The 15533-nt window shown below is 67.2% G+C and carries 13 protein-coding genes; 8 read left to right on the top strand and 5 right to left on the bottom strand.

The features are described 5' to 3' along the window. Nucleotides 1-8: 8 nt before the first annotated feature. Nucleotides 9-170: a hypothetical protein gene (locus tag CIW53_RS17665; RefSeq protein WP_172969635.1), complete on the top strand. Its 162-nt coding sequence runs from the start codon at nucleotides 9-11 to the stop codon at nucleotides 168-170. Here CIW53_RS17665 and CIW53_RS10175 read toward each other — a convergent pair. Continuing rightward, complete coding sequence (locus tag CIW53_RS10175) at nucleotides 167-1282, bottom strand: PA0069 family radical SAM protein (RefSeq protein ID WP_149364607.1); 1116 nt, start codon at nucleotides 1280-1282, stop codon at nucleotides 167-169. The genes CIW53_RS17665 and CIW53_RS10175 overlap by 4 nt on opposite strands. Nucleotides 1283-1442: 160 nt before the next feature. On the opposite strand from CIW53_RS10175, the gene CIW53_RS10170 reads away from it, so the two are divergent. The 3 genes from CIW53_RS10170 (at nucleotide 1443) to CIW53_RS10160 (ending at nucleotide 3617) form a co-directional block, all read left to right on the top strand. Beyond that, entirely contained in the window at nucleotides 1443-2234 is a 792-nt protein-coding gene (locus CIW53_RS10170; RefSeq protein ID WP_149364606.1) for an aspartyl/asparaginyl beta-hydroxylase domain-containing protein, read from the top strand. Continuing rightward, a complete protein-coding gene (locus CIW53_RS10165; protein WP_149364605.1) occupies nucleotides 2222-3226 on the top strand; it encodes a sulfotransferase family protein in 1005 nt (334 codons plus the stop codon). The genes CIW53_RS10170 and CIW53_RS10165 overlap by 13 nt, the downstream gene beginning before the upstream one ends. A gap of 130 nt (nucleotides 3227-3356) precedes the next feature. Further along, entirely contained in the window at nucleotides 3357-3617 is a 261-nt protein-coding gene (locus CIW53_RS10160; RefSeq protein ID WP_149364604.1) for a GlsB/YeaQ/YmgE family stress response membrane protein, read from the top strand. 78 nt (nucleotides 3618-3695) lie between these two features. On the opposite strand, the gene CIW53_RS10155 is transcribed toward CIW53_RS10160, so the two are convergent. Both CIW53_RS10155 and CIW53_RS10150 read right to left on the bottom strand, forming a co-directional pair. After that, on the bottom strand, nucleotides 3696-5366 hold the full coding sequence (locus CIW53_RS10155) for an MFS transporter (protein WP_149364603.1): 1671 nt from the start codon (nucleotides 5364-5366) through the stop codon (nucleotides 3696-3698). Between the two features lie 162 nt (nucleotides 5367-5528). Beyond that, nucleotides 5529-6926 (bottom strand): carbohydrate porin, encoded by a 1398-nt coding sequence (locus tag CIW53_RS10150; RefSeq protein ID WP_149364602.1) that lies wholly within the window; start codon nucleotides 6924-6926, stop codon nucleotides 5529-5531. A 220-nt stretch (nucleotides 6927-7146) separates the two neighbouring features. Between CIW53_RS10150 and acs the strand changes: the two genes are divergently transcribed. Next, complete coding sequence (gene acs, locus CIW53_RS10145) at nucleotides 7147-9087, top strand: acetate--CoA ligase (protein ID WP_149364601.1); 1941 nt, start codon at nucleotides 7147-7149, stop codon at nucleotides 9085-9087. Nucleotides 9088-9182: 95 nt separating this feature from the next. Further along, nucleotides 9183-9869 (top strand): response regulator transcription factor, encoded by a 687-nt coding sequence (locus tag CIW53_RS10140; protein WP_149364600.1) that lies wholly within the window; start codon nucleotides 9183-9185, stop codon nucleotides 9867-9869. Nucleotides 9870-9919: 50 nt separating this feature from the next. On the opposite strand, the gene CIW53_RS10135 is transcribed toward CIW53_RS10140, so the two are convergent. Beyond that, nucleotides 9920-13459, bottom strand: a complete 3540-nt coding sequence (locus CIW53_RS10135) for a PAS domain-containing hybrid sensor histidine kinase/response regulator (RefSeq protein WP_172969634.1) — start codon at nucleotides 13457-13459, stop codon at nucleotides 9920-9922. Nucleotides 13460-13495: 36 nt separating this feature from the next. Here CIW53_RS10135 and CIW53_RS10130 point away from each other — a divergent pair, with 36 nt between their 5' ends. Further along, nucleotides 13496-14209: a 4'-phosphopantetheinyl transferase superfamily protein gene (locus CIW53_RS10130; RefSeq protein WP_343192256.1), complete on the top strand. Its 714-nt coding sequence runs from the start codon at nucleotides 13496-13498 to the stop codon at nucleotides 14207-14209. 80 nt (nucleotides 14210-14289) lie between these two features. Further along, a complete protein-coding gene (locus tag CIW53_RS10125; RefSeq protein ID WP_149364783.1) occupies nucleotides 14290-15033 on the top strand; it encodes a pyridoxine 5'-phosphate synthase in 744 nt (247 codons plus the stop codon). 92 nt (nucleotides 15034-15125) lie between these two features. Here CIW53_RS10125 and CIW53_RS10120 read toward each other — a convergent pair whose 3' ends face one another. Further along, nucleotides 15126-15527: a biopolymer transporter ExbD gene (locus CIW53_RS10120; RefSeq protein ID WP_149364599.1), complete on the bottom strand. Its 402-nt coding sequence runs from the start codon at nucleotides 15525-15527 to the stop codon at nucleotides 15126-15128. Nucleotides 15528-15533 lie beyond the last annotated feature (6 nt).

Here is a 15533-nt window from a genome sequence, read left to right as displayed (position 1 = left end):
AGAGTCCCATGTGCAAGGTTCGCAGCAATCATCCGCAGCAGTCCTTCGGCCTCGGTCTCGGCCTTGCCATTGGCTCGGCGCTCGGCATCGCCCTGCACGACCTTGCCCTCGGCATCAGCCTTGGCGTGGCGATCGGCCTGGTGTTCGGGGGCGCCCGCCGTCGGCGCTAGAACAATTCGCCTTGCGGCGAGATTTTGCGCGGCGGCACGAAGCGCGAGGTGTCGAGGACGAGTTCGCGGGCGCGGCCGAAGCCGTGTTTGCGACACGCCACGTCGAAGCGGCGGCGCAGGAGGTCGGCGAACACGCCCTGGCCACGCATGCGGGTGGCGAAGTTGCTGTCGTAGTCGCGACCGCCGTTCATCTGCTGGACCAGGCTCATCACATGGTCGGCACGCTGCGGCGCGTGCAGGGCAAGCCATTCGCGGAACAGTTGTTTCAGTTCGTACGGCAGCCGCAGCGTGGTGTAGCCGGCGCAGCGCGCACCGGCCTCGGCGGCCTGCGCCATCACCGCTTCCATGTCGCGGTCGTTCAGTGCCGGGATGATCGGCGCCACCAGCACGCCGACCGGCACGCCGGCTTCGGCCAGGGTGCGGATCGCCTTGATCCGCCGGTGCGGCGCGCTGGCGCGTGGTTCGAGTTTCGCGGCGAGATGGTTGTCCAGCGAGTTGACCGAGACGAACACCTGCACCAGCTGCTCGCGTGCCATCGGCACCAGGATGTCGAGATCGCGCTCGACCAGCGCGTTCTTGGTCACGATGGTGCATGGGTGGTGGCATTCGGCCAGCAGTTCCAGCGCAGCGCGGGTCAGTCGCCAGCGCTTCTCGATCGGCTGGTAGGGATCGGTGTTGCTGCCGATGTTGATCGGGCTGATCGCATAGCCGGGCTTCGCCAGTTCCGCACGCAGCACTTCGGCGAAGTTGCCTTTCGCACGCAGCTTCGTTTCGAAGTCCAGCCCGGGCGAGAGGTTGAGGTAGCTGTGCGAAGGCCGCGCGAAGCAGTAGATGCAGCCGTGCTCGCAGCCACGATAGGGATTGATCGCCTGGCTGAAGGCGATATCCGGCGAGTCGTTGCGGCTGATCACGCTGCGCGCGCGTTCCTCGGTGACCTCGGTGCGCGGGCGTGGCGCATCCTCGTCCAGCAGCGCGCTTTGCCAGCCGTCGTCCTCGGCCTGGTGGCGGACGCTCTCGAAGCGGCCTTCCGGATTGGAGGCGGCGCCGCGGCCCTTGATCGTCGCGATGCGCGCGGCTGCAGGCGGTTCGGGTGATGGCTGGAAATCATCCATCGCCGCAGTTTGCCGCGGCGACGTCTCAGCCGGGGCGACATCCCCAGCGATCGCGACCGCGGAGACGCGGATGTACACTCCGGCGGGTTCGTTGTACGGCCGGGAATGGCCTTCCGAACGAGCCCCGGCGCAACCCACGCATGCCTCTCCAGGATCCTGCATGAGCTTCATTCTGCCAGCGTGCGCGCGGCTGCCCATGCGCTTCGACAGCCAGGCTCTCGGTGCCGCCGTCGAAGCCTTGCCGTTGCAGGCGTGGCAGCCGCATTTCAACACCGGGTATTACGACGGGGACTGGAGCGGTATCGCCCTGCGTGCGTATGAGGACGCCTCGACGCCGTTGGCACCAGGCCAGGGCGAAACGCAGGCCACCGGGTACTGCGATGAGTTCTGGCAGGCCCAGCTGGCCAGACTGAAGGTCGGACTGTGCAGCGTGCGCCTGTTGCGACTTGGCCCAGGCGGCAGCATCCGCGAACATCGCGACTACGATCTCGGCGCGCCGGACGGCAACCTGCGCCTGCACGTACCCATCGTCACCGACGCGCAGGTGGATTTTCTGCTGGACGGCCGCAAGGTGCCGATGCAGGCCGGCGAGTGCTGGTTCCTCGACCTGAGCCGACCGCACCGGGTCGAGAACCACGGCGGTTCGAGCCGGATCCATCTGGTGATCGACTGCTGTCGCGGGCCATGGCTGGAGGCCCAGATCGTGGCGGGCCTGGCCGACACGCCGGCGAGCCAGCCCAGCCGTGGCAGCGTGGCGTTCGCCGCCTTCAGCGCGCACATGCATGCCGATCCGGTGCTGCAGGCCGAACTTGCCGCGCATGAAGACAGCGCCGCGTTCACGGCTGCCGTGCTGGCTCTCGCGGCAGCCCGCGGCTATCGCTTCAGCGACAACGACCTGCGCGCGGCCATGAGCCGGGGTCGCAGCGACTGGAGCATGCAATGGCGGGTCTGACGCTCAGCGGGAACTGGCGCGACTGGCTGCCGATACGGATCTGGCGGGACGCCGACGCCTGGTCGGTCGACTGGTGTCACTTCGGCCATCGGCCATTGCGCGAACCGTTCTTCTGCGACAGCGTCGAACTGGCCTTGCGGCGGCCGTTCAACCTGGCGTTCCGGCAAAACACCGGAATGGATGCCTTGCTCGAATGGCAACAGCGCAGCCCGGGGCTGCCGCCCACGGCCTTCATCCTGCACGCGTCGCGCTGCGGCTCCACCCTGATGGCGCAGATGCTGGCACGACTCGACAGCCACGTCGTGTTGTCCGAGCCGCCGCCGCTCGACGCGTTGCTGCGTGCCCACCATCACGATCCCGCGGCGGCCGCGTGGCAACCGGCGCGGATTCGCGCGCTGCTGTCGGCGCTGGCGCAATCCCGGCAAGGTGGCGAGCGAGCGCTGGTGGTCAAGCTCGATGCCTGGAACATCTTCGAACTGCCGCTGCTGCGCCGGTGCTTTCCTGCGACGCCGTGGATCTTTCTCTACCGGGACCCGCTGGAGATCGTCATCTCGCAGTTGCATTCGCCCGGTCGGCACATGGTGCCCGGACTGATTGGCGCCTCGCCGCTGGACATGTCGGCCGGGCAGGCAGCGTCGCTGTCGCGCCCCGAATTCATCGCCCGCACGCTCGGCAGCGTGCTCGCCGCCGGCTTCGATCATTGCGCCAATCACGGCGGGTTGGCAGTCAATTACACCGAGTTGCCGCAAGCTGTCGGCGGTCGGCTGGCCGGCGTGCTCGGGCTCGATGCCAGCGACGCGATCATTGCGCAGGCCGGCCTGCACGAACATGCCAAGCGGCGCGGCGAACTGTTCGAGCCGGACCTCGAGCGCAAACGCCAGGCCGCGGACGACGCCACCCGCACGCAGGTGGATCGTTGGGCGCAAGCGCCGTACCTGGCCCTGGAGAAGCTGCGGATGCAGCAGTGCGCGGCGGAGGCAACGCCTGCCTGAACACGGTTGCCGCCCAGCCACCGTCGGCCGCGCGCTCGTCATCACAAACACTGCACGTTGGAAAACGGACGCTTGCCCGGAGCGACTGCGGCTGACGCAGCGCCTCACCCGTTCACACTGGAGTTCGCCGATGACTGCCACCGCCCTGATTGTCTTTCTTCTCATCGGCGCGATTGCCGGCTGGCTGGCCGGCCTGATCGTGCGTGGCTTCGGCTTCGGCCTGCTCGGCAATATCGTGGTCGGCATCATCGGCGCGTTCCTCGCCGGCTGGCTGCTGCCGATGCTGGGCATCGGCTTCAGTCTCGGCAGCCCGATCGTCACCAGTATCGTTTACGCGATGATCGGCGCGATCGTGTTGCTGGTGCTCATCGGCCTGATCAAGCGCGCCTGACGATCCGCCCGGTTCGCGGCGGCCAAACAAAAACGCAGCGGCTGGTGCCGCTGCGTTTTCCGTGTGCGCTGGCTGCACTCAACCGCGCAGGTCGACGTCCTTGGTTTCGCGCACGAACAGCAGGCCGATCACGAAGGTCATCATCGCGATCACCACCGGGTACCACAGGCCGGAATAGATGTTGCCGGTGAGCGCCACGATGCCGAACGACACCGAAGGCAGGAAGCCGCCGAACCAGCCGTTGCCGATGTGATACGGCAGGCTCATCGAGGTATAGCGGATCCTGGTCGGGAACATCTCCACCAGCCATGCCGCGATCGGGCCGTAGACCATGGTCACGTACAGCACCAGCAAGGTCAGCAGCACGATCAGCATCGGATAGTTGCTACGCGCCGGATCGGCCTTGGCCGGGTAGCCGGCCTGGTCGAGCGAGGCGCCGAGGCTGGCGGTGAACGCCTTGTTCTGCGCGGCGAAGTCGGCCTTGCTCAGGCTGCTGCCCTCGAACGCATCGTGGCTGGCTCCGCCCACGGTCACCTTTGCCAGCGAACCGGCCGGCGCCGCGACGTTGTCGTACGGCACGCCGCGCTTGGCCAGATAGCTCTTGGCCACGTCGCAGGAACTGGTGAAGACCTGCGTGCCGGTGAGGTTGATCTGCAGGTGGCAGGTGGCCGGGTCGGCGAGCACGGTGACCGGTGCCGTCGCACGCGCCGTCTCCGCTCCCGGGTTGCCGTAGTGGGTGAGTCCCTTGAAGATCGGGAAGTAGGTCAGCGCGGCGAGCAGGCAGCCGGCCAGCACCACCGGCTTGCGGCCGATCTTGTCGGACAGCCAGCCGAACACCACGAAGAACGGCGTGCCGATCAGCAGTGCCGCGGCAATCAGGAGCTGGGTGGTGGTGGCGTCGATCCTCAGCGTGCTGCCGAGGAAGTACATCGCGTAGAACTGGCCGCAGTACCACACCACGGCCTGGCCGGCGGTGGCGCCGAACAGGGCCAGGATCACCAGCTTGAGGTTGCCCCAGCGCGCGAACGACTCGGTGAGCGGTGCCTTCGAGTGCTTGCCCTCGTCCTTCATCTGCTTGAACACCGGCGACTCGGCCAGTTGCAGGCGGATGTATACCGACACGGCCAGCAGCAGCGACGACAGCAGGAACGGAATGCGCCAGCCCCAGTCGTCGAACTTGTCGCCGAGCAGCCACTTGCAGCCCAGGATCACCAGCAGCGACAGGAACAGGCCGAAGGTGGCGGTGATCTGGATGAAGCTGGTGTACAGGCCGCGCTTGCCCTTCGGCGCGTGCTCGGCCACGTAGGTGGCTGCGCCGCCGTACTCGCCGCCCAGCGCCAGACCCTGCAGCATGCGCAGCAGGATCAGGATCACCGGCGCCGCCATGCCGATCGAGCCGTAACTGGGCAGCAAGCCCACGAAGAAGGTCGACAGGCCCATGATCACGATGGTGATCAGGAACGTGTACTTGCGCCCGACCAGGTCGCCGACCCGGCCGAACACCAGCGCACCGAACGGGCGCACCGCGAAGCCGGCCGCGAACGCGAGCAGGGCGAACACCAGCTGGCTCGCCTCGTTCAACCCGGAGAAGAACTGGTGGCCGATGATCACGGCAAGCGAGCCGTACAGGTAGAAGTCGTACCACTCGAACACGGTGCCCAGGCTGGACGCCAGGATTACCCGCTTGTGGCTGACGTCGAGCGCGGCGTCAACCCCGCCGCCGGTCGCGTCAATCGCATTTGTGGCCATGATGTTTCCCCTCCCGAGATAGTGAGATGCCTCTCCCGGAAACCCCGGGGAGAAGTTGGGAGGTGCGACCCGTCCCTCGATCTGGACCGCACCCCGTCATCCTCCCGACGCGACGGGAGGGTAGTCGACGGGCGGCGTACGCGCGGTACGCCGCCGTGAAGTTCAGAAGCGATAAAGCGCGTTGAGGCTGAACTGGTTGCCGGTGGTGGTCTTGCGGTCCGTGCCATTGCTGGTGGAGTCGAGCTTGTCGTGCATCCATTCGGCGCTGAGGTCATACGAGCCGGCGGTGTATTGCAGGCTCAGCGCGGTCTGGCGGTTGCGCAGCAGTCCGGTCGCGCCGTTGCCCAGCCAGGTGATCACGTCGCCGCTATCGGGTTTGCTGTACGCGTAGAACGCATACAGGCTCCAGTTCGGCGTGAAGCTGTAGCCCGCCTGCACGAAGCCGCCGGTTTCGTTGATGTCGCCGAATTGCGACATCGCGCCGAAGATCTCGCCGAGGCCGTTGCCGGCGTAGGCCAGCCCCTTGAACGTCCACGGTCCGGGCTTCCACTGGCCGCCGATCTCGTAGCCCACGCTCTTGACGTCGGAGCGGATCGGCGTGGGTGCGGTGCCGTCGACGCCACGCAGGTCGACCTTGCTGTAATGCGCCGAGAAGTACGCCAGCCAGTTCTTGTCCTGCACGTGCAATCGCGCCTCGACCTGCGGACGGAAACCGGCGCTGCCGGCGGTGAGGTAGTTGACGTTGTTGCCGGGACCGCTCCAGGTGCCTTCGAACACGCCCACATCGAGCCGCCATTGCGCGCCGGTGCTGCCGTGGTTGAGGTCCTGCATCACCACCACGCCGGGGAAGCGCCAGCCGCCGGAGCCGGAGCCGAAGCCCAGCGGGAACGCGATGTGCGCCAGCGAGGTGGGCGTGTTGTCGACCGGGAACATCAGGTCCCACTGCTGGCCGATGCGTACCGTGGTGCCGCTCTCGGGATTGGTCAGGTCCATGTAGGCCTGGCGCAGGCGCGGCGTCGGCTGCTGCTGGCTGTAGGCGCCGGTGCCGTTGAAGCCGCCGAAGAAGTCCATCTCGATGCGCCCGCCGCCGCTCCAGTTGCCGGCGAACTTGGCGCCCTTGAAGTCGAGCCAGAAGCGCGTGTTGCGCACGTCGACGCCGGAGAGCGAACCCTTCGAGCCGGGTATCGGGAACAACGCATTCTGGCCGTTGCCGTAGGTGAAGCTCTTGTTCTGGCTGAACGCGCTGGCGCTGACGAAGCCGTGCAGCGCCACCGACACGCCGGGGGCACTGCTGAACACCGGCATCGCGGCGGCCGGCGCCGCCGCCACGTTCTGCGCCGCCGCCACGTTCTGCGCGGGTGCCGCGGGCTGCGCGGGCGCGGCTTTCTGCGCCTGGATCATCGCCTTCAATTCGTTCAACTGCTGCTCGAGCTGCGCCACGCGCTGTTCGAGTTGCTGCTCGCGCGTGTCGCTCTGCGCGTGGCCGGCCAGCGGGAGCATCAGCGCGCAAGCCATGCTCAGGGCAAGCGTGGAATAACGGTTGGTGTGTCGCGTGGTCATGCGTGCGTCTCCCCGAGATCGATGACGGGCCGAGCATGGCCATGCTGCAGCGCGGGCGACTATTCGCCATTGGTCGAACTTCGACCAAAGTCGAGCCGGCTGCTTGCCGCCGCCTCCGTATCGATCGGGCTACACTCGAAGTCCGCACACCGCCGGGCGTTGACGCCTGCCGCGGTATCCCTGTCGCCACCTTCCATGTCGAGCCAGCAGGAGCCCAGCCATGTCCAAGCTCTATCCGGTCAACCCCTCGTTTGCCGCCGCGGCGCGCCTGCGCCACGACGACTACACACGCCTTTACGCCGAGTCGGTCAACGACCCGGAAGGCTTCTGGGGCCGCATCGGCCAGCGCCTGGACTGGATCAAGCCGCCGACGAAGATCAAGGATGTCTCGTTCGATCCGAAGGACCTGCACATCCGCTGGTACGAGGACGGCGAGCTGAACGTGTCGGCGAACTGCCTCGACCGCCAGCTGGAAAAGCGCGGCGACAAGGTGGCGATCATCTTCGAGGGCGACGACCCGAAGCAGTCGCGCAAGATCACCTACCGCGAGTTGCACGCCGAGGTGTGCAAGTTCGCCAACACGCTGAAGCACCTCGGCGTGGTCAAGGGCGACCGCGTGGCGATCTACCTGCCGATGATCCCCGAGGCGGCGGTGGCGATGCTGGCCTGCGCCCGCCTCGGCGCGATCCACTCGGTGGTGTTCGGCGGCTTCTCGCCCGACTCGCTGGCCGGGCGCATCGCCGACTCCACCGCCAAGGTGGTGGTCACCGCCGACGAGGGCCTGCGCGCGGGCAAGCGCATCCCGCTCAAGGTCAACGTGGATGCGGCGCTGGAGCGGCCCGGCACCAACAGCGTGGAGACCGTGATCGTGGTGCGCCATACCGGCGGCGCGGTGCACATGCAGTCGCCGCGGGACCGCTACTGGCACACGCTGATGGAAGGCCAGTCGGCCGACTGCGCACCCACCCCGGTCGGGGCCGAGCACCCGCTGTTCGTGCTGTACACCTCCGGCTCCACCGGCAAGCCGAAGGGCGTGCAGCACTCGACCGGCGGCTACCTGGTGTTCATCAGCTACACCCACGAGCTGGTATTCGACCTGCGCGAGGACGACGTCTACTGGTGTACCGCCGACGTCGGCTGGGTCACCGGCCACAGCTACGTGGTGTACGGCCCGCTCTGCAACGGCGCCACCACGGTGATGTTCGAGGGCGTGCCGAACTATCCCGACCACAGCCGCTTCTGGCAGGTGATCGACAAGCACAGGGTCAGCATCTTCTACACCGCGCCCACCGCGATCCGCGCGCTGATGCGCGAAGGCGAGGAGCCGGTGAAGAAGACCTCGCGCGCGTCGTTGCGCCTGCTCGGCTCGGTCGGCGAACCGATCAACCCGGAAGCGTGGGAGTGGTACTACCGCGTGGTCGGCGAGAACCGTTGCCCGATCGTCGATACCTGGTGGCAGACCGAAACCGGCGGCATCATGATCTCGCCGCTGCCCGGCGCGATCGCCACCAAGCCGGGCTCGGCCACCCTGCCGTTCTTCGGCATCAAGCCGGCGATCGTCGACGCCGAAGGCACCGTGCAGGAGGGCGTGGCCGAGGGCAACCTGCTGATCACCGACTCCTGGCCGGGCCAGGTGCGCACCATCTACGGCGACCACCAGCGCTTCATCGAGACCTACTTCAGCGCCTACCCCGGCAACTACTTCAGCGGCGACGGCGCGCGCCGCGACGAGGACGGCTACTACTGGATCACCGGCCGCGTCGACGACGTGATCAACGTCAGCGGCCACCGCCTGGGCACCGCCGAGGTGGAGAGCGCACTGGTGGCGCACCCGAAGGTGGCCGAGGCCGCCGTGGTCGGCTGCCCGCACGAGATCAAGGGCCAGGGCATCTACGCCTATGTCACCCTGGTCGCCGGCGAGACCGGCAGCGAGGAGCTGCGCAAGGAACTGATCGCCTGGGTGCGCAAGGAGATCGGTCCGATCGCCACGCCGGACTACCTGCAGTGGGCGCCCGGCCTGCCGAAGACCCGCTCCGGCAAGATCATGCGCCGCATCCTGCGCAAGATCGGCGAGAACCTGCCCGACCAGCTCGGCGACATCACCACCCTGGCCGACCCCGGCGTGGTGAAGAGTCTGGTCGACGAGCGGCTGATCAAGTGACCGGAAGTGAGTGGAGAGGAGTGGGAAATGAGTAAATGCAGGCAGGCTCAGCTCCAGCTCTCGTTTCTCGCTCCTCTCCACTCTCCACTGGCTTTATGTCCGACATCCTGATCGCCGACGACCATCCGCTGTTCCGCGACGCGCTGCAGCGGGCGGTGCTGACCGCGCTGCCGCAGGCGCACGTGCACAGCGCCGACAGCGTGCACACCCTGCTCGGCCTGATCGAACAATTCCCCGACGCCGAATTGCTGCTGCTCGACCTGCACATGCCGGGCGCGCGCGGCTACTCCGCACTGGCGCATATCCGCGGCCAGTACCCCGGGCTGCCGACCATCGTGGTGTCCGGTCACGAAGAGGCGCAGGTGGCGCGCCGCGCGCTGGCGCATGGCGCGTCGGCGTACATTCCGAAATCCAGTTCGGGCGAAAGCATCGTCGCGGCGATCCGCGCCGTGCTCGACGGCGACGTCTGGCTGCCGCCGGCCCTGCTCGGCGCCCCCGGCGAACTCCGGCCCGACGAAGCCGCCGCCGCCGCGCAGATCGCCGCGCTGACGCCGCAGCAGTTCCGCGTGATGACGATGATCGCCGAAGGCCTGCTGAACAAGCAGATCGCCTACGACCTCGGCGTCTCCGAGGCCACGGTCAAGGCACACATGACCGCGATCATGCGCAAGCTCGGAGTCAACAACCGCACCCAGGTCGCCCTGATCGCCAGCCAGCTGGCGGTCGAGCAGGAGAGCATGCCAAAGACGCCGCCAATGACGACGACCGACCCGCTGGATTGAATGAGCCTGCCGGGGCGCGCAACGCTCCCGCTTCCGCTCATTCGTGCGAATCACGACAGCGATGCTGGTCGCCCGGTGCCTTCCGGGTTGCCAGCCTTCTCCATCGGGTCGCCGACCGCGGGTTTGTCCGGCTGCATCCGCAGCAATGAGGTCAGCAACGCACGCAAGGCGGCCGGCCGCACCGGCTTGTGCAGCACCGGATATCCCGACGCCCGCGCCCGTTGTTTCAGTTCGCTGCTGCCATCGGCGGTGATCATCGCCACCGGTGGAAGCTGGCCGGTCATCTCGCGCAACTGTTGCAGCGCCTGCAGGCCATCGACACCGTCGGCCAGGTGGTAGTCGGCCAGGATCAGGTCGATCGGGCCATGTGCCAGTTCGTGACGGGCCTGCTCCACGTTCAGCGCCAGACGGCAATCGACGCCCCAGCGGCTGAGCAGGGCGCGCATGCCGTCGAGGATGGTGGCGTCGTTGTCCAGGCACAGCACGGTCAATGGCAGTTGCTTGTCTGCACCGGCACGCTGGACCCGCTGGCGGCGAGCCGGCACCGCTTCGCCGCGCGGCACGGTTACCGCAAAGCAGCTGCCGCGGTCGACTTGCGAATGCAGGCCCAGCCGGTGGCCGAGGATGCCGGCGAGGCGGTCGCAGATCGACAGGCCCAAACCCAGGCCTTTCTCGCCCCATGGCGACGGCTGCTCGAGCCGCTGGAATTCGTCGAAGATCCGCGCACGCTGTTCCGCGGCGATGCCGGGGCCCGAGTCCCACACCTCGATGCGCACTTCCTCGCCGATGCGCCGCGCGCCCAGCAAAACGCCGCCCTTGCTGGTGTAGCGCAGGGCATTGGAGACGAAATTCTGCAGGATCCGGCGCAACAGCTGCGGGTCGCTGAGCACCGCCAGCGTGGTCGGCGCCACACGCAGGCGCAGGCCGCGCTGTTCGGCGACCACCGCGAACTGCGCCTTCAACGAATCGAACAGTTCGGCCAGGGCGAAGCCGCCGACTTCCGGATGGTAGCTGCCGGCATCCAGCCGCGAGGTGTCCAGCAGTGCATCGAGCAGATCTTCGGCCGACCGGAAGGACGCATCGATGCGCTCGGCCAGGCCGCTGGCCTCCGCGTCCAGTCCCGGGTGCTGGCGCAGTGCCGAAGTGAACAGCCGCGCTGCGTTCAATGGCTGCAGCAGGTCGTGGCTGGCCGCGGCGAGAAAGCGCGTCTTCGAAACGTTCGCTGTCTCGGCGGCCCGCCGCGCGTTCGCCGTGGCGACCAGTGCCTCGGACAGTTCGGCAGTGCGCTGCTCGACCCGCTGTTCCAGCGTCTCGTTCACCTCGATCAGCGCCTCTTCGGCATGCTTGTAAGCGGTGACGTCGCTGTAGGTCGTGACGTAGCCTCCGGCAGGCAGCGCGCGGCCGCGCAACTCGATCACGGTGCCGTCCGGACGGACGCGCTGGAACAGGTGCGCCGAACCGGCCTGCATGTGGTGGATACGTTTGGCCACATGGCCGTCCAATTCACCGGGCCCGCATTCGCCGTGGCTGGCATTCCAGCGAATCAGGTCGGCTACCGGCACGCCGACGTGCACCATGCCATCGGGGTAGTCGAACAGCTCCAGGTAGCGCCGGTTCCACGCCACCAGGCGCATCTGCGCATCGACCACGCTGATGCCCTGCGAGACGTTTTCCAGCGTGGTGGACAGCAATTCGCGGTTGAAGCGCAACTCCTGCGAGGCCTCGTCCATCAGCGCCATCGCCTCGGCCAGATCCAGGCCGCTGCCGGACAACGCGCTGATCAGGATCCGTCGCGCGTTGGCGGCGCCCACCGCCGAAGCCAGCAGGCGCTCGGTGTACTGGATCAGTGCGCGATCGGCCGACTCGCCGGCCAGCAGGGGCCGCCCGCGGCGCAGGGCGTAGTCGTCGAATGCCCGCGCACTGGTGCGTTCGCCGACGATGCGTTCGGCGAGCGTGCGCAGGTCCGCCACGGCCACGCGGCCACGCCAGTCACCGGCGCCACTGCGGCCGGCCGGATCGATATCGATGAACATCGCCGCGTGCAGGCGTTCCTCCAGACTTGGCCGCAACCGAAGCGAGACGAACACCAGGCAACCGACGTTGACCAGCAGCGACCAGAACGTGCCGTGCATCACCGGATCCCAGCCACCAAGATGGAACAGCGCCTGCGGGCGCAGCCAGTCCCATCCGAACGGTCCGTTCTGCAACCAGGAGGCGGAACGAATCACCGCCGGCAACAACAAGGTGTACGACCACACCACGAAGCCGCCGGCCAGACCCACCATCACGCCGCGACGGCTGGCGCCGCTCCAGTACAGCGCAGCCAGCAATGCCGGGGCGAACTGCGCCACCGCAGCAAATGCCAACAGGCCGGTAGCCGCAAGATTCTCCGCGTTGGCGGCGACCCGGTAGTAGCCATAGGCCATCGCGGCCAGCGCGATGATCGCCACCCGGCGCACACGAAGCACCAGCTTCGACAGGTCGCTGCGCTGCTCCAGCCGCAATCGTGGGATTCGCAGCAGCGCCGGCATCACCAGGTCGTTGCTGATCATCGTCGACAGCGCCACCGAGGCCACGATCACCATGCCGGTCGCGGCCGAAAACCCACCGATGAAAGCCAGCAGCGCCATGCCACCATCGCCATGGACCATCGGCAGAGTGAGCACCCACGCATCGGCGGAACCATCGCGCACCAGCGGCATGTGCGCGCCAGCCGCCACGATCGGCAATACCGCCAGGCTGACGATGACCAGGTACAGCGGCACCATCCAGCGCGCACGCGTCAGGTCGCTGGCGTCCTCGCATTCGACCATGCCGATCTGGAATTGCCGGGGCAGGCAGAACATCGCGCAGAACGCCAGCATCGTCTGGGCCAGGAACCCCGGTGACAGTCCATGCGTCAGTTGCGTCGCTGGCAATTGCACCGTGGCAAGCAGCCCCGGCCCACGCCACAAGGCATAGCCGGCCAGCGCGACGAAGGCGAGCAGCTTGATCAGGGATTCCAGCGCTATCGCCAGCATCAGGCCGTGATGGTGTTCGGTTGCATCGATGCTGCGCGTGCCGAACAGAATGGCGAACATGGCCAGCAGCAGCGCACACCACAACGCACTGTCGACGCCACCGGCAGACGCAGCGCCGTAGCCGGCACCGCCGAGTACGCCGAAGGACATCGCCACAGCCTTGAATTGCAGCGCGATGTACGGCACCACCGCAATCACCGCGATCACCGCCACCAGCGCCGCCAGTCCGTGCGACTTGCCGAAACGCGCACCAATGAAATCCGCGATCGAGGTGATGTTGCGTTGCCTCACCACCTGCACCAGCCGGCGCAACAGGCCGAAGCCGAACACGAACAACAGGATCGGACCGAGGTAGATCGGCAGATAGGCCAGGCCGTCGCGCGCCGCCGTGCCGACCGCACCGTAGAACGTCCACGACGAGCAGTACACCGCCAGCGCCAGGCTGTAGACGATCGGACGCAAGCGCGGCTGGCGCGGATACAGCGGTCGGCGATCACCGGCATAGGCGACCACGAACAGCAGCCCGACATACAGCAGCGATACCAGCAACAGCAGCCAACCCTGGATCACGTCTTGTCTCCCCGGAGCAACGAAGGGTTCCGATCCGTGGCGGTCGGCGCCGTTCGCACGGCGGCGCGTCTTGTGCGGTGCCGGCGCCGGCGCCACCATGCACGGATGATTGCCACGCACGCTCCGACGCTTGCCAACGTAGCAGAGCACCTGCTCGAAGACGAGATTCATGTGTGGCAACTGGACTATCGCCCAGCGCACGGGCGCGCGCCGCTGCATCGGGTGCTGGCCGCCTATCTGGGTACCGATCCGGATCGCGTCACGCTTACCGCTGGCGAGCACGGGCGTCCGGTACTCGCGGCGACGCACGATCCGTCACTGGGTTTCAACTGGTCGCATAGCGGCGATCAGGCGCTGATCGCGGTCGCTCGGGGGATCGCACCGGGCATCGATATCGAACGACTGCGACCGCGACCGCGGTCGCTGGAGATCGCGCAGCGTTACTTCAGTGCCGAGGAGGCGGCGGCGCTCGCGGCACTGCCGGTGGCCGATCGCGATGCCGGATTTCTCGAACTGTGGACAGCCAAGGAAGCGGTGCTCAAGGCGCTCGGCCGCGGCCTGGCGTTTGGCTTGGATCGCCTGAACATCGCGCGTGTCGCCGATCGGCTGGTTCTGCAGCGGTTGGCGGGCGACGACGCGCGCGCGTGGCAATTGCGTCGGCTCCCGGTTGGGCCGGAGCTGCTCGCTGCGCTGGCCTGGCGCGGCAACTCGCGGCGATTGCGCATGGGGACGCTTGCCAGCGACGCCTGATCGGTGCAATGTTTCCGGCCCACCGGCGCTCGTCCACGCTGCTGCCGATGATCTTCAACTGCCCGGATCGCCAGCCCGACATGACCGTGCTCAGCGTCAACCTCAACAAGATCGCCGTGCTGCGAAATTCGCGTGGCGGCCACGAACCGGACATCTGCCAGGCGGCGCAGACCTGCATCGAAGCTGGCTGTGGCGGCATCACTGTGCATCCGCGACCGGATCAGCGTCATGTTCGGCCCGACGACGTCCGCGCGCTGGCCGCCATGCTGCGGGGCCGGGTGGAATACAACATCGAGGGCAACCCGTTTGCCGCGGCCCGGGACGCATACCCGGGACTGATCGCGCTGGCGCGTGAAGTACGCCCGACCCAGGTGACCCTGGTACCCGACAGCGACGGCCAGATCACCTCCGATCACGGCTTCGACCTGCGGCGCGACCTGGAACGGCTGCGGCCGCTGGTAGCGGAGCTGTGCGAGCTTGGTTGCCGGGTCAGCCTGTTCGTCGACGCGGAAGTGCAGGAGCTTGAGCTTGCCGCGGCGATCGGCGTGCAGCGCATCGAAATCTATACCGGCCCCTACGCGCAGGCGTTCGCGGACGGTCAGCCTGCGGCGGCGCTGGCCGCATGCGCCGACACCGCCCGACGAGCGCAACAGGCAGGAATGGCGGTGAACGCAGGCCATGACCTGAGCCAGGCCAACCTGGGCACGTTCAAGGCGGCGATCCCCGGCTTGGCCGAGGTATCGATCGGGCATGCGCTGATCGGCGAGGCGCTGTACCAGGGACTGGCCACGACCGTACGCCGCTATCTGCAGATCCTGCTTTGAAAGTCGCTTCCAGAGCTCGCTCCGACGCAAGCAAAAACCCCCGCTGATGCGGGGGTTTTTGCATTCACTGATGCCGCCTGGACGTCACCGCCTCAGAAGTTCTCGGTGAACCCGATCTTGACCAGGTTGTAGCTCTTCGCGTCGGCGAGCACGCGCGCCACGTACTGGTAGGCGACCGCGTCATCGGCGGCAATCTGGATTTCCGGCTGGTCGGTCTGCTGGGCGATCACCGCGAGTTGCGCCTTGAGACCCAACTCGTCGACCGGCGTGTCGTTCCAGTAGAACGCCCCGCTCGAGTCGATCTTCAAATTGATCGGCTCCAGCGGCGTAGTCGGCGGCGGATTCGGATTCGGCTGCGGCAGATCCACCTTGATCTTGTGTGCCAGCACTGGCGCCGTGATCATGAAAATGATCAGCAGCACCAACATCACGTCGACCAGCGGCGTGACGTTGATCTCCGACATGGGCCCACTGGTGTTGGTCGAAAAAGACATGTCAAA

This window comes from Rhodanobacter sp. T12-5, assembly GCF_008329435.1.
Lineage (GTDB): Bacteria > Pseudomonadota > Gammaproteobacteria > Xanthomonadales > Rhodanobacteraceae > Rhodanobacter.
Note: the sequence above shows the minus strand (reverse complement) of the source record. Positions and strands in the feature narration are given on the sequence as shown.

Bases quoted from the DNA above. Each gene is read 5' to 3' on its own strand.
- CIW53_RS10120 (WP_149364599.1), bottom strand. From the start codon at position 15,527: ATGTCTTTTTCGACCAACACCAGTGGGCCCATGTCGGAGATCAACGTC.
- CIW53_RS10155 (WP_149364603.1), bottom strand. From the start codon at position 5,366: ATGGCCACAAATGCGATTGACGCGACCGGCGGCGGGGTTGACGCCGCG.
- CIW53_RS10160 (WP_149364604.1), top strand. From the start codon at position 3,357: ATGACTGCCACCGCCCTGATTGTCTTTCTTCTCATCGGCGCGATTGCC.
- CIW53_RS17665 (WP_172969635.1), top strand. From the start codon at position 9: ATGTGCAAGGTTCGCAGCAATCATCCGCAGCAGTCCTTCGGCCTCGGT.
- acs (WP_149364601.1), top strand. From the start codon at position 7,147: ATGTCCAAGCTCTATCCGGTCAACCCCTCGTTTGCCGCCGCGGCGCGC.
- CIW53_RS10125 (WP_149364783.1), top strand. From the start codon at position 14,290: ATGACCGTGCTCAGCGTCAACCTCAACAAGATCGCCGTGCTGCGAAAT.
- CIW53_RS10170 (WP_149364606.1), top strand. From the start codon at position 1,443: ATGAGCTTCATTCTGCCAGCGTGCGCGCGGCTGCCCATGCGCTTCGAC.
- CIW53_RS10140 (WP_149364600.1), top strand. From the start codon at position 9,183: ATGTCCGACATCCTGATCGCCGACGACCATCCGCTGTTCCGCGACGCG.
- CIW53_RS10165 (WP_149364605.1), top strand. From the start codon at position 2,222: ATGGCGGGTCTGACGCTCAGCGGGAACTGGCGCGACTGGCTGCCGATA.
- CIW53_RS10150 (WP_149364602.1), bottom strand. From the start codon at position 6,926: ATGACCACGCGACACACCAACCGTTATTCCACGCTTGCCCTGAGCATG.
- CIW53_RS10175 (WP_149364607.1), bottom strand. From the start codon at position 1,282: ATGGATGATTTCCAGCCATCACCCGAACCGCCTGCAGCCGCGCGCATC.